The organism is Furfurilactobacillus rossiae, from assembly GCF_013394005.1.
GTDB lineage: Bacteria > Bacillota > Bacilli > Lactobacillales > Lactobacillaceae > Furfurilactobacillus > Furfurilactobacillus rossiae.
Map to the genome: position 1 here is coordinate 461874 of NZ_CP040586.1, position 12090 is coordinate 473963.

12 protein-coding genes are annotated in these 12090 nt (G+C 46.3%); 8 read left to right on the plus strand and 4 right to left on the minus strand.

Annotated elements, in window-relative coordinates; genetic code table 11:
• The first annotated feature begins 79 nt into the window (after nucleotides 1–79).
• A complete protein-coding gene (locus LROSL1_RS02115; RefSeq protein ID WP_178913581.1) occupies nucleotides 80–394 on the plus strand; it encodes a DUF7671 family protein in 315 nt (104 codons plus the stop codon).
• Nucleotides 395–958: 564 nt separating this feature from the next.
• Here LROSL1_RS02115 and LROSL1_RS02120 read toward each other — a convergent pair.
• Nucleotides 959–3259: a cation:proton antiporter gene (locus LROSL1_RS02120; RefSeq protein ID WP_178913582.1), complete on the minus strand. Its 2301-nt coding sequence runs from the start codon at nucleotides 3257–3259 to the stop codon at nucleotides 959–961.
• Nucleotides 3260–3661: 402 nt separating this feature from the next.
• On the opposite strand from LROSL1_RS02120, the gene cysE reads away from it, so the two are divergent.
• Together cysE and cysK are read left to right on the plus strand one after the other, a co-directional pair.
• Entirely contained in the window at nucleotides 3662–4234 is a 573-nt protein-coding gene (gene cysE / locus LROSL1_RS02125) for a serine O-acetyltransferase (RefSeq protein WP_017260732.1), read from the plus strand.
• The gene (gene cysK, locus LROSL1_RS02130) at nucleotides 4227–5144 is read left to right on the plus strand and encodes a cysteine synthase A (protein ID WP_178913583.1); all 918 of its coding nucleotides are present in this window, start codon (nucleotides 4227–4229) and stop codon (nucleotides 5142–5144) included. Before cysE ends, cysK begins: the two co-directional genes overlap by 8 nt.
• A 57-nt stretch (nucleotides 5145–5201) precedes the next feature.
• Here the strand turns inward: cysK and LROSL1_RS02135 are convergent, their stop codons facing one another.
• Complete coding sequence (locus LROSL1_RS02135) at nucleotides 5202–5789, minus strand: MarR family winged helix-turn-helix transcriptional regulator (protein ID WP_017260734.1); 588 nt, start codon at nucleotides 5787–5789, stop codon at nucleotides 5202–5204.
• Nucleotides 5790–5913: 124 nt separating this feature from the next.
• Between LROSL1_RS02135 and LROSL1_RS02140 the strand changes: the two genes are divergently transcribed.
• The 4 genes from LROSL1_RS02140 to LROSL1_RS02155 all read left to right on the plus strand — a co-directional run bounded on the left by LROSL1_RS02140 (nucleotide 5914) and on the right by LROSL1_RS02155 (nucleotide 9134).
• A complete protein-coding gene (locus LROSL1_RS02140) occupies nucleotides 5914–6351 on the plus strand; it encodes a hypothetical protein (protein WP_017260735.1) in 438 nt (145 codons plus the stop codon).
• 361 nt (nucleotides 6352–6712) lie between these two features.
• A complete protein-coding gene (mutY, locus tag LROSL1_RS02145; protein WP_178913584.1) occupies nucleotides 6713–7837 on the plus strand; it encodes an A/G-specific adenine glycosylase in 1125 nt (374 codons plus the stop codon).
• A gap of 7 nt (nucleotides 7838–7844) precedes the next feature.
• On the plus strand, nucleotides 7845–8681 hold the full coding sequence (locus LROSL1_RS02150; protein ID WP_178913585.1) for a ribonuclease H family protein: 837 nt from the start codon (nucleotides 7845–7847) through the stop codon (nucleotides 8679–8681).
• Between the two features lie 24 nt (nucleotides 8682–8705).
• Nucleotides 8706–9134, plus strand: coding sequence for a hypothetical protein (locus LROSL1_RS02155; protein WP_178913586.1), 429 nt, complete (start codon nucleotides 8706–8708; stop codon nucleotides 9132–9134).
• Nucleotides 9135–9197: 63 nt separating this feature from the next.
• On the opposite strand, the gene LROSL1_RS02160 is transcribed toward LROSL1_RS02155, so the two are convergent.
• Nucleotides 9198–9878: an SDR family oxidoreductase gene (locus LROSL1_RS02160; protein WP_178913587.1), complete on the minus strand. Its 681-nt coding sequence runs from the start codon at nucleotides 9876–9878 to the stop codon at nucleotides 9198–9200.
• 267 nt (nucleotides 9879–10145) lie between these two features.
• Here LROSL1_RS02160 and LROSL1_RS02165 point away from each other — a divergent pair, with 267 nt between their 5' ends.
• Nucleotides 10146–11021, plus strand: a complete 876-nt coding sequence (locus LROSL1_RS02165) for an alpha/beta hydrolase (protein ID WP_017260741.1) — start codon at nucleotides 10146–10148, stop codon at nucleotides 11019–11021.
• 656 nt (nucleotides 11022–11677) lie between these two features.
• Here the strand turns inward: LROSL1_RS02165 and LROSL1_RS02170 are convergent.
• Nucleotides 11678–12055, minus strand: coding sequence for a hypothetical protein (locus LROSL1_RS02170; RefSeq protein WP_035143922.1), 378 nt, complete (start codon nucleotides 12053–12055; stop codon nucleotides 11678–11680).
• Between the last annotated feature and the right edge of the window lie 35 nt (nucleotides 12056–12090).

Consider the following 12090-nt stretch of genomic DNA (forward strand, 5'->3'; position numbering starts at 1 on the left):
ACCAATGTGAACCAATTAATTGAAATTTTTTTGAAAACGATGTGGTAACATCAAAATAGATAATTTGGAGGATTAACAAATGAAGGGTAAGTACGAAGTGACACGGTTTGTCGGTATTCCGATGACGACTGATGATAGTGGTAAATATGTTGTGAGCGGCGATGGTAAACCCCATGAATGGCGGGTTGGCAAACATACGAAGAGCAAATTCGAGCGTTTGGGACAATTATTTCTAACTGAAAACAATCTGATGGTGGCCATTATTGCGGCTTATCCCGTGCCATTCAAAGAACGTCACCAGTGGACGCCGATGCAGCGTTTTACCAGTGAACACATCCGTGATGATCTCGTTGAGCAATTACGTTCCTCAAACAATATTACTGACGGGTTGTAGGATGATGGTGCGCGCTTCCGCTTACGGTTGCCAACATTGACACACTCGTCGTGGGACCGGTTCAAGCCATCGAAGTGCGATGTCTTTCACCTCGCCGCCAAGCCTCGTAAACCATCGAGTCTTGCCGTCCGTCCGTAACCTAAATTCGGGAAAACCACCTACTTTCACGACTTGGTGTCAATGCTGGCGCCCTTCAGCTGGCATAGTAGCGAGTTTCGGCTAACTTTCGTTTACCTTTTTGATAGGTAAAACAGCGAACGCTGAAATATTGACTATAGGAGTGGAGCTGACCGAAGAAAGAGTTCCGTGTCGGCACCATTTGGCGGCGGGAACCTTGCCGCTTAGTGGTGCGGGATGACTTATGAGACGGGCACTTCGGCTCATAATCAAGGTTAAAGACTCCGGGTTTTAGGAGGCTGAGACCGGTCCACATGGAACGGCGTTTTCGGTCAGCGTAACGGCAGTGAACCAATTGAAAGTTAAAAGACAGTAAAACAGCCAACCTGCTGAAATCACATCAGCAGATTGGCTGTTCTTTTGTTCTTAGAAGGTTCGAAGGAAAAGTTAACTGTCGCTTTCCGCATTTTTCATATAGACCATTTGATCGTAAGATACTTGTTCCCGCAATATTTTGGCCATATCCATTGAGATTTCGTCTGCACTGAGCGCGTCTTGAATATACTGATACTCAGCCTGAAAGGCGGATAGGAAAAGCGAGTTGATGGCCTCACTTTGATCCGTTTGATCACGACTGAATCGTTGCGACCGCTTAATGTAAGAATCACGAACAGCGTTGATAGCTGCTGGGTCACGGGTAATATCCTGGTTGAACAGCCACTCCATGGCAGCGTCGTTGCCAAGTTTTTCGATGGTTTGCATCAAACGGCGCGTGTAGGAACGAGCAGCGTGAGGATTATCATGGAGAACCTGAATGAGGGCGTTGGTGGACGCCGTGTCATTCTTCGTCAATGCTTCAGCAGTGGCACTAGAGACGGCCTCTTCACCGCTAAGACTAGTTGAGACGTTGGCCGAGCGGATAGATACTGATGCCGCAACACTCTCTGCAGTTGGGTTGGTCGCACCTGTTTGAGCGGCACTCGTAACTACGGCATTGTTGATTGGTGCGCTACTTGTCTCAATCTTTGCAGCTGGAGTAACGTCTCTGACGGTATTGACTGGCGCGTCAATGACCGTAGTTGTTTGATCTGATTCGCTTTGATAGGAGGCTAGGTGTTGCTTGTACATTTGTCGGCCTCGCTTACGAATCTGGCGTTGTTTGCCAGGGTGAAGTAGACGCATCAATACAAACTTCAATCGTAATTTAACTTGGGTGCTGACGGTGGCGTTGGCTCGCCGACTGGTGATCATTAACAGGTATTTACGGTATATTTGTTGTTCGCTGGTGTTGAGATTACCATTTTCAATTTCATTGTTGATGGCGTCTGCTTCCGCTTGAGCAGCACCGTCAAAGAGGGCCGAAACGGTCTTTCTGTCAGGTCGATGTAAGGTGCCTTTCTCATCAACCAATGTTTCGATGACGGTGTGACGGGCGGAGTTGTTTGGCACGTTATTCTTCAGCCAGGCAATCGCATAGTCCAGCATGTTTTGGTGTGAAACCTGGAAGTCCTCTTTATTATCGTCATCCTGTTTAGGCAAAATGAACGGAATTGTGAATAAAGGAACGACTAAACTGATCAAGATGATGATGGCAGAGATGAAGATAAGTTCATTACGCATCGGGAAGGACGCACCGTGTAGTGTTAATGGCAATGAGAAAGCCATCGCTAATGTGACGGTGCCGTGAACGCCACTCAATGCTAGTAAAGCTGCGGACTGGTTGGGGTCCTTGCGGAATGGTAAGTTGAGAAAACGCCGGATCCAGAGGAATCGGATCGCAATCATCAGCAGGTAAATCCCGACAGCTAAACCAAGCAAAATTAGGATCGAAACTTGGTGCTTAGCGAACAAGTTGTCGATGATGGTTGGTAGACTCACGCCAAGCAGGACAAACACAAATCCGTTTAAAATATCGGTGAGCAGTCCCCAGACACTTGAACTAACGACCTGCATTTTTGTAGAGGTCAGGTGCAACTGATTGCGTTCAATACCATGAATTAAACCTGCTGCAACGACGGCTAAGATGCCGGAAACGCCAAGTTCTTCAGCAACGTAATAAATCAAAAACGGTGTCAATAGCTGAATGGGCACGCTAGTAGATGCATTATCAACATTCCACCGAATTAATCCAATTCTTAAGCCAACAATCGCCCAGCCAAGGATCAAACCAACTATGATTCCACCGAAGAAGGTTTCCAAAAACGTCAGCACACCACTTGCAGGTGAAAAGTTACCGGACGAAAAGGCTGTTAATGCTAAGTCAAAGGCCACAATACCAGAAGCATCGTTGAATAGTGACTCACTTTTCAGCGTTTCCATTAACCCGGATGGCAGTTGCAAGTTCTTGGTGATTGAGCTGACCGCCGTGGCGTCGGTTGGACTGACAATCGAAATTAACATGAACGCGAGTGGTAAGGCAAACGCTGGGTAAATCCAGTGGACACCGAAACCAACGACAATGACTGTAGTAATCACGAGGAGGATTGCGAGTGACAGCGTGTCAGAAAAGTTGCGCCGTAGCCGACTATTTGACGTTTCCTGCGCGTCATTAAACATAATGGGTGCAATAATCGCAAATAGAAAAAGCTTTGGATCAAATTGATAATGATGATAAAAAGTGACAAATGATAACGCAATCCCCGCCGCGATTTGATAGAACGCGAGTGGAATTGCGGGGTATTGGTTATAAATGATTTCAGCGGCAATAACGGCTAAGATCAAAATACCAATAAAGAAAGCTAAGCTCATATTTGTTCACAAACCTTACATTGAATTTGGCTTTATTATACGCGCCAGGGATGCTAAAACGTTAGCCAGGACGTTTGACGGGAAATATGCAAATCGTTGACTTACAAAAGATAAGCACGTATACTACTATTATAAAATTCATGGAAGAGGTGTTAGCGATGATGAACATGAACTGTTGTAGCGGATTGATCAACCGACCAAGTTTATGGGGAAGTCTAGAAACCGCTAACACCTCTGGATTGCTTATGCCGTAATTGGCATTCGACAATCGTCATCAAGAAAATTTTGTTAGCATTCACCCATCTGCTTGGTTCTAGGGCCAGGACAGGTGTGGTGAATGCTTTTTTGTTCATCTGCGCCCCATAGGAACGCATAATTATCAGTAACGGAAGGGAGGTTGCCATGTTTAAAACGGTTGACCGTATTATCAAGGAAGATCCGGCGGCACGAACGCGTTGGCAGGTGGTGCTGACTTATTCAGGATATCAGGCATTGGTCGGCTATCGATTGTCGCATTGGCTGTGGATCAGACAACATTTATTGCTTGCTGAGCTAGTTAGTCATTGGACGCGCCATCATACTGGTGTGGATATCCATCCAGCAGCAACCATTGGCGAGCGACTATTTATTGACCACGGCATGGGTGTTGTGATTGGTGCCACGGCAGTGATTGGCGATGACGTTACAATGCTTCATGGTGTCACATTAGGGTCACGTCATGATCAGCCGGGCAAACGACATCCAACAGTTGGCAGTCATGTGCTCCTTGGCGCAAACGCATTATTGTTGGGCGACATTAAGATTCATGACTTCGCTAAAGTTGGTGCTGGCGCTGTTGTGCTCCACGACGTTGGCACAGGCAGTACCGTTGCCGGTAATCCCGCAAAGGTTGTCCGCACATGGCATCCCAATGAACCGGTTACGCATTTAGAAGATACTCAAACAAATACAAAGGTAGGTCATCAACATGATTAAAAAAGAAAATATTTTAGATTATATCGGTCACACACCCATTGTTAAGCTTCAACGTTCGGTGCCAGATGGTGCCGCTGATGTTTATGTGAAGTTGGAATTTTTTAACGAGGCTGGTTCAGTGAAGGACCGGGTGGCTCTAAAAATGATCGAAGCAGCAGAAACAGCTGGCACTTTGACACCAGATATGACGTTAATCGAACCTACTTCTGGAAACACAGGGATTGGCATTGCTGCGGTAGCGGCCGCTAAGGGTTATCATGCAGTTTTAGTAATGCCAGATACTGCTAGTAAGGAACGAAAGCAAATTATGAAAGCTTACGGCGCCGAATTGATTGAAACACCTGGTAGCGAAGGCATTACTGGTGCCATTAACTTGGTGAACGACAAGCTCAAGGAAGGCGGCTACTTCCGTTTGGGACAATTCATTAATGAGTTGAACCCACAGGCACATTACGAGACGACTGGTCCTGAAATCGTTGACTATTTCGATGGCACGCCGGATGTTTTTGTTGCCGGAATTGGTACTGGCGGCACAATTTCAGGTGCTGGACGATTCTTACGTGAGACTAACAAAGATGTTGAAATTATTGGGGTTGAACCTGCTACGTCAGCTGTTTTGAACGGTGGTCAGCCAGGCAAACACCCAATTCAAGGAATCGGAACTGGCTTTGTGCCTGATGTTTTGGACACCCACGTGTACGATAGCGTGACAGACGTAACTGGTGATGACGCTGTTGCTACTGCCCGGTCAATTGCACGTCAAGAAGGCATTATGTTGGGCTTCTCTGGAGGTGCTGCCGTTTGGGCGGCCATTGAGAGGGCTAAGACGTTAGGCACAGGTCATAAAGTGCTGGCGTTAGCCGCTGATAATGGTGAACGTTACCTTTCAACGCCACTTTATGCCGACTAAAAAAATTATTTTGTGTCGATAATCATCAACAGGTTAGGCTCGCTTAACCGTTGATGGTTATTTGTTTGCATTGCCATCGTCAGTGGCTCGGTTTGAGTCAGCATTATCGTTGCGGTGACGCATGGCCACCAAGAAACGGACAATAACATCTTGTTCCTCTGGTGAAAACTCGTCGGCCACATTTTCTTTTGCTTCTTTGTCATCGTCCTGAATTCCATGTGCTAAGGACAGTAGCCATGTGCCGGCATCCGTTAAGCTATAAAACTTTTCTCGTCGATTTTCTGGATTGGTTTGCTCATCGACCAAGCGTCGTGAGATTAGGCGTTTTAGATATTTGGATAGTGTGCCTGGTAAAATGTCGAGGGCGTCACTGATCCCATGTGCATTGATTTGGGGATGTGCTTGAATTGTTTCCATGACATCGCGAAGGGGTCCGCGGAAGTGCTGGTCGATATGATTGGCCCAGTCTTGCATATTATGTTGTTCATGATGATTATGATGGCCCATCTCTCTTGGCCCGCCACCAAAACGTTTGTGCATCATCATTGCTTGCTGAAAACGCATGTCAAACGGGTGGTTGGCCGTTTCAAAATTGAGCAGACCTGTATAAAGGTCGTTGATTTCTTGTGCACGTGAATGGTCCATATCCATGCCTCCATTTGAATTAATATATTTATTTTACCGCGAAATGTTTCTTTTGGAAACAATAGGTGCTATACTCATTTTTGTTTCCGAGAGAAACAATCATTTTTTAAACGGAAGTGATCCTATGGATTTAGCAGAAGCAACTCGTTTCGACATGGTTTCTGTTGTGGTAAACGCGGCCACAGAAAATATTGACGCGTTTGATTATGCTTTACAGACGGCAGTTCATGATAACGCCAGTCTCAACATTATTGTATGGATAGATGATGATAATTTAAGTGTTTTTAATGCATTGAACCCAAGATACGTTCGCAAACAACACAATCAGGCTGATAAGTTTGCAACAGATTTAAGTGATGTTGCTAAGGCGATGGGTGCCAAGAACGTGAAAGTTTCCATCAAGCGGGGCAGCAATCTGGCCCGGTTAACGGAAGAAGTGTATTGCACTGATTTTTCGTTTGATGTATTGGTGATGGGGTCAGACCATCACGATCATGCGCAGATTCGGCGGGCGGTAAATCAGGCTAACGACGAATTAGAAGTGGCAACTGTTGTGCTTTAATATGATAGCTATCCAAAGACGCTTCTAATTTGAGCGTCTTTTTTTGTGCTTGAGAGATGAAAAACGTTAAACTTTTTGGCTAACCGTTCCGCCAGACAGGGACGGCCGTTCTGTGGGAACGGTCTCAGCCCGCTTTGCGGTCTTCGACCTCGATTCAGAGCCAGAAACCGTCTCTGAAGTCGCCCTGCAATACTAAGCGGCAAAATCCGCCGCTAAGTACTGCTATCACAGAACTATGTCCCTGTCTGGCTACACTCCTAATACCAATGTGTATTCTCAAACTGATTAAACTAACGAATACACATCAGTTAGCTGAAATATGCTAAGATAACAGCACTAACAAACGGATGGGAGCGCAGCAATGGAACAGTGGTCAGAAGAAACGATTGCAGCGTTTCGAAAAACATTATTAAACTGGTATGACGAAAATAAACGGGATTTACCATGGCGGCGAGATCATGATCCGTATCACGTGTGGGTATCGGAAATTATGTTGCAACAGACGCAAGTGAATACGGTTATTCCTTACTATGAACGCTTCATGAGCATGTTTCCCACAATTAATGATTTGGCTGCGGCCAAACCGGAGCAATTGTTGAAAGCATGGGAGGGCCTTGGCTACTATTCTCGGGCACGCAATCTGCAACGGGCGGCACAGGAAATCGTCAACGACCGGCATGGCGAATGGCCGACAACGGCAGCGGGTTTGCAGGAACTGACTGGCATTGGTCCATACACAGCGGGCGCGATTGCCAGCATTGCGTTTGGCGAACCGGTGGCTGCAGTCGATGGAAACGCCTTTCGAGTATTTGGGCGTTTGCTGATGATTGATGCCGATATCACCAAGCCGGCAACTCGCTCAATTTTTGCTGAGACGATTGATCGAATTATTGATCCACAGCGACCTGGGGATTTTAACCAAGCAATTATGGACTTGGGCAGTAGCTACATGACAGCGAAGAATCCGGATGTTGCGCACTCACCGGTAAAGGCGTTTGACCGTTCATACGAAACAGGGCACGTACTTGACTACCCGGTTAAAACGGCAAAGCCACGGCCAGTGCCAGTCGATTATGTTGCACTAGTCATTCACACACCTGCTGGGTATTTAATGACCAAACGATCATCGACGGGATTACTGGCAAACTTATGGACCTTTCCACTGATTAAGGTCAGCGATTTGTTAAAGGATGATGAGCAGGAAACAGACCTGATGGACCCCGATGTTGTGTCACGAGTTGAGCAGGCGTTCGAAACGGAAACGGAAATTCCGGTTTCATTGGCATTGATTGGTGGTCGCGCCGTGACACACACGTTTACCCATCTAAAGTGGCAAATTCGACTGGTCTCTGCAGAGTTATCGGCCGTGCCAGACATCAGTTTGTTTGCAGGTGAAATTGTGGCTGAATCGGCGTTTGATCATTATCCAATGCCAGTTGTCCAACAAAAACTGTGGCGACGTTGGCAAGCTGCATCAAAAAAGTGAGGTAATTATGGCAGGAAAAAAGTTTTATGCAGTAGCACATGGCCGCAAGACGGGGATTTTCACGACTTGGGCAGCAGCCAAACAGCAAGTTGACGGGATGGCTGGAGCACGATACAAGAGTTTTCCAACACGCGATGCTGCTCAACAATGGTTGAACGCCGGCGGACAATACACCGCGTCAGGCCACAAGCCAGCGGCAGCCTCTACACGGCAACATACGATGACCAGTCAACCAGTAACAGAAAAAATCGTCATGTATTCTGACGGTGGTTCTCGGAACACGGGTAATGTTGCTGGTGGTCACGTGCGTCAAGGTGATAAGGCTGCTTGGGCTTACCTGATTAAAAAAGACGGCATGCAATATTACGATTCACTGGGTGAGTTTGGTGCGACCAACAATAAAATGGAGATCACTGGCTTATTGCGGGCGCTACAGGCGTTACAACAGTCGGGTTTGAACAGAGAACCAATTTTGGCCGTGTTGGATTCAAAATATGTCCTGGATGCGATTACTAAACGTTGGTTAGCCGGTTGGAAACGACGGGGATGGGCACGTAGTAACGGTGCGCCACTGGCCAACAAAGAGCTGTGGCAAGCAATGAGCGACCAGTTGACCGCCTTTCCACATCTACGATTTGAGTGGACGAAGGGGCACGCTGATAATTCTGGTAACGTGTTTGTGGATGAACTGTTGAACCAAACAATGGATGCCATGAATGGGGAAAATCCGATCGGCAAACGGTCCGAAGTGAACCCGTTAGCGACAGTTGCAGATCAAACGGTGGCTATTGACGACTCTAGTAATGCGGCGTCAGATGATTCTGAACAAATGAATTTATTTTAAGACTTTTAGAGACAGGTGACGGGTATGAATAAGTGGCTACAGCTCGTAATTTCCTATACATTGGGACTGATCTTCTTTGCCTTTTTTACCTTGGTAGCGCATTTGAAACCAGCTGGTGGCTTATTTTACACACTTACGGCGTTTGATTATGGCAATCTTGTGAATTGGTTATTACTTTATCCGTTTGCCCGCGCGAGTGTTAGTCGCTGGCGCCAACTACGACGACAGGGAAAAACTGTTGATAACCGGACGTTTATCCGTCGTGCCTATGACGAAAACGGTGAATCCTTTGCGCAAACAGAGTACAACAGTGCGTGGGCTTCACATGGCTCGCCAAATGGTGGCTCAGCGCTGGTGACATTTACGCTGTATGGCTTAGTTTATATTTTTGCAGCTGTTATCGACGTTTGGCTTTTGATTCGACTTGTATTTGTTACGCACCGAAAAAATTAAATAAACGAAAAAGGTTCAAACACAATAATCTGCGTTTGAACCTTTTTTGTGTAACGGTACAAATTAATAATCTTCTTTAATGAGGTCGTGATAGGCCAAATCAACGGGCTCACGCTCTGTAAATAGTTTGTAGTAGGCCTTCGCAATGTTAACGGGATCCTGATTTTCACGGTGACCTTCACGAACGTAGGTATTGATGGTCACTTGGCCAGCAAAGATGTTAGTTTTTGCCAAATCTTGATTGAGGGCTAGGACAAAATTCTTCATTGCCGCTTTTTCCATGCTTTGCAGAGGCGCACCAGTTGATGGTTTGGTGGCCGCAATACTGTTAGTGAATAGCAAAGCCGTTGGTTGTGAACTTTCAAGTAGGGCAGGAATGGCTGCGTGGGCTACCGCTACCGGCGCAACTGCACCGATCAGCATGCCAGTTTCAGCTGTCTCAGCCGTGAGTGCTCGTGGCTTAATGCCAGGACGGAATGTGGCGTTAAAGATGACGGCCGTCAGTTGACCCAACTGTTTGACTTGATCAAACGCTTCGTCAATAGTGTCCGCCTTTGTCAGATCAACTGGAAAAATAGTAGCGTTGATCTGCTGATGTTGAAGATCGTCAGCAGTTTGTTTTAGGATATTTTCATCGCGGGATAGCAGCGCAATTTGGAAACCTTGCCGACCAAAAAGTGCGGCCTGGGCTTGAGCCAAGCCAGTTTTACCAACACCAACGATTGCAACAACGGGTTGTGTCATAATGATCCCCTCCAATTCAATCTCAATATATGTTTGGCAACAGTATAGATGATTGATCAGAAAAACTCAGAAAATAATGCTCGCTATTTCGAAAAAACAGAATAGTTGTTAGCTGACGGTTTGTAAACGAGCTGGTTATTCTCACTGTGGCAAACTTAATTTGCTGTTAAGTCACGCGTTGCGACTGGTCACAAGGATTCGAAAGCGTTAAAGTTAATTAGAAATAAACGGCTGAGTGGGAAACATCAGCGATGGGGAGGTTTGCACGTGCACCGACGGATTTGGACAATTACCAGTGCGCTCGTTTTAATGCTGGGCGCAAGTTTTGTGTTGTTCCATAAAGTAACCAGCATTGGCGTGACTGCCGAACCACTGGAGAGTAGCGAAGTTAACAAGAGTGTTATCCAAACGCACACGCCGACCATCTTCATGCCTGGCTGGGCCACTTCGGCTAACTCGTTTAACGCTATGATCGGTTATATGCAGGGTGAACGTACTGCAGGCAAAGTGATGCGAATCAATGTCGACTTCTTTGGCCGCATTCACGTGATCGGTCACCTTAAAAAAACGGATATTAATCCGCTCATTCAAGTTACGTTTGACCGCAATCTAGGGAATAGTTATCAACCACAGGCAAAGTGGCTCAATCAAATTCTGATGTTGCTCAAACGTCGTTATCACGTTAACGAATACAATGCCGTTGGCCATTCATGGGGCGGTAGTGCGATGGTTACTCAACTGATCCGCTATGGTAACGATAAGCGATTGCCAAAGTTGCATAAGATGGTATTGTTGAGTGCACCGGTCGATGAAAGTATTGATCGGCCTAAAGATGTTTTGCCTAGCGGAAAGCCTAAACGTTCATCACACAGTTATCGTCAGTTGATCGCAGATCGCAACAATTTGTGGGCCAATAGTCAGGCACAAATCTTTAATGTTTATGGTTCCGCTAATGGCGAAGATACGGACAATTCAGTGCCTATTGTGCAGGCACAGGCTTTGCGCTACCTTGTTCGCGGCATTGTGCCGCAGTATCACGAGATTTTGATGAACAATACCAATCATCACCAAATTCACACCACAATTCGTAGCTACAAGCTAGTCACCAACTTGCTCTTTGGCAAACCAGGTAGTAAACCTTAATCTTACAATTAAGTTAGTCATTGCGCGTACACCTACGGTTGGCAGCATTGACACACTCGCCGAGGGACCGGCTCAAGCCCGAAGTTCACGGTCTTTCACCTCGTCGTCAAGCCTCGTGGAGTGCCGAGTCTTAACGACCGTCCGTAACCTAAATTCGGGAAAACTACCGAATTAACGTTACTTTCACGGATCGGTATCAATGCTGCCGCCCTTCGGCTCACATAGAAGTTTCAAGTATCTCTTCCTTGGTTTAGACGATGATGCATTGCTGTTTTTAGCTATGGTTCGTCTAAATTGTATAGTCAACTGGCCGTGATTTGCCGATTCGCTCCTTCGTTAAGAATCTTGCTTGATGATGCTGAAAGGAAATGTTTAAGAAGCTGTAGGTTGGTAGTGTTGAATCCTGCTGTGTCGGTGGTGTTAATTCGGTTGCTTTTGCCGAATTTACAGCACGGGACGAGCTTCAAGACGTGGGTTGTGCGGCTTGAAGTCGAGGAATAAGACTGTGCTTTTCAGGCTTAATCCGGTCCCCACAGCAGGGTTCAAAAATGGACAACCGAAAGCGGGCGAAATCGCAATCATTTTCACAAAAATCGATAATCAAAAAATCCTGTTAATTAGTGAGAACTAATCGACAGGATTTTTATGTGAATACGTTAATGGCGTGACGCCCGCAAATTGCCACGTTGATGGTTTTTGACTGTATGTGCTTTGAACCGTGGCGTTGCCGCTTCGCCGACGAACTTGAAGTGTTTTAACTGTCCGTGAAATGGCTGCCCAGCTGCTCGCGTACGGGCCCACTTGTCCATTTCATCTGCCATGTTGATGGCCGCGTCATGACGTTGTGGTGCATTTTCAGCCAAGGCTGCTTGAGCAATATCACTGCGTAAGGCAGCCGTTAAATTGTGATTATAATCAACGAGTTCTTGCGTAATCGGGGCATCCTTGTAACGGTTGAATAACCGTTCAATGTACCGCATTGCATCCTTGCTATCTTTGGGCTGATAATACCGATCTTCTGACACGAGCGCCATCCTTTCTATTAATACAATGGCTTCAGTTTAACGAA

Excerpts from the sequence above, each read along its gene's own strand:
- LROSL1_RS02115 (WP_178913581.1), top strand. The coding sequence starts at position 80 with ATGAAGGGTAAGTACGAAGTGACACGGTTTGTCGGTATTCCGATGACG.
- LROSL1_RS02120 (WP_178913582.1), bottom strand. The coding sequence starts at position 3,259 with ATGAGCTTAGCTTTCTTTATTGGTATTTTGATCTTAGCCGTTATTGCC.
- cysE (WP_017260732.1), top strand. The coding sequence starts at position 3,662 with ATGTTTAAAACGGTTGACCGTATTATCAAGGAAGATCCGGCGGCACGA.
- cysK (WP_178913583.1), top strand. The coding sequence starts at position 4,227 with ATGATTAAAAAAGAAAATATTTTAGATTATATCGGTCACACACCCATT.
- LROSL1_RS02135 (WP_017260734.1), bottom strand. The coding sequence starts at position 5,789 with ATGGACCATTCACGTGCACAAGAAATCAACGACCTTTATACAGGTCTG.
- LROSL1_RS02140 (WP_017260735.1), top strand. The coding sequence starts at position 5,914 with ATGGATTTAGCAGAAGCAACTCGTTTCGACATGGTTTCTGTTGTGGTA.
- mutY (WP_178913584.1), top strand. The coding sequence starts at position 6,713 with ATGGAACAGTGGTCAGAAGAAACGATTGCAGCGTTTCGAAAAACATTA.
- LROSL1_RS02150 (WP_178913585.1), top strand. The coding sequence starts at position 7,845 with ATGGCAGGAAAAAAGTTTTATGCAGTAGCACATGGCCGCAAGACGGGG.
- LROSL1_RS02155 (WP_178913586.1), top strand. The coding sequence starts at position 8,706 with ATGAATAAGTGGCTACAGCTCGTAATTTCCTATACATTGGGACTGATC.
- LROSL1_RS02160 (WP_178913587.1), bottom strand. The coding sequence starts at position 9,878 with ATGACACAACCCGTTGTTGCAATCGTTGGTGTTGGTAAAACTGGCTTG.
- LROSL1_RS02170 (WP_035143922.1), bottom strand. The coding sequence starts at position 12,055 with ATGGCGCTCGTGTCAGAAGATCGGTATTATCAGCCCAAAGATAGCAAG.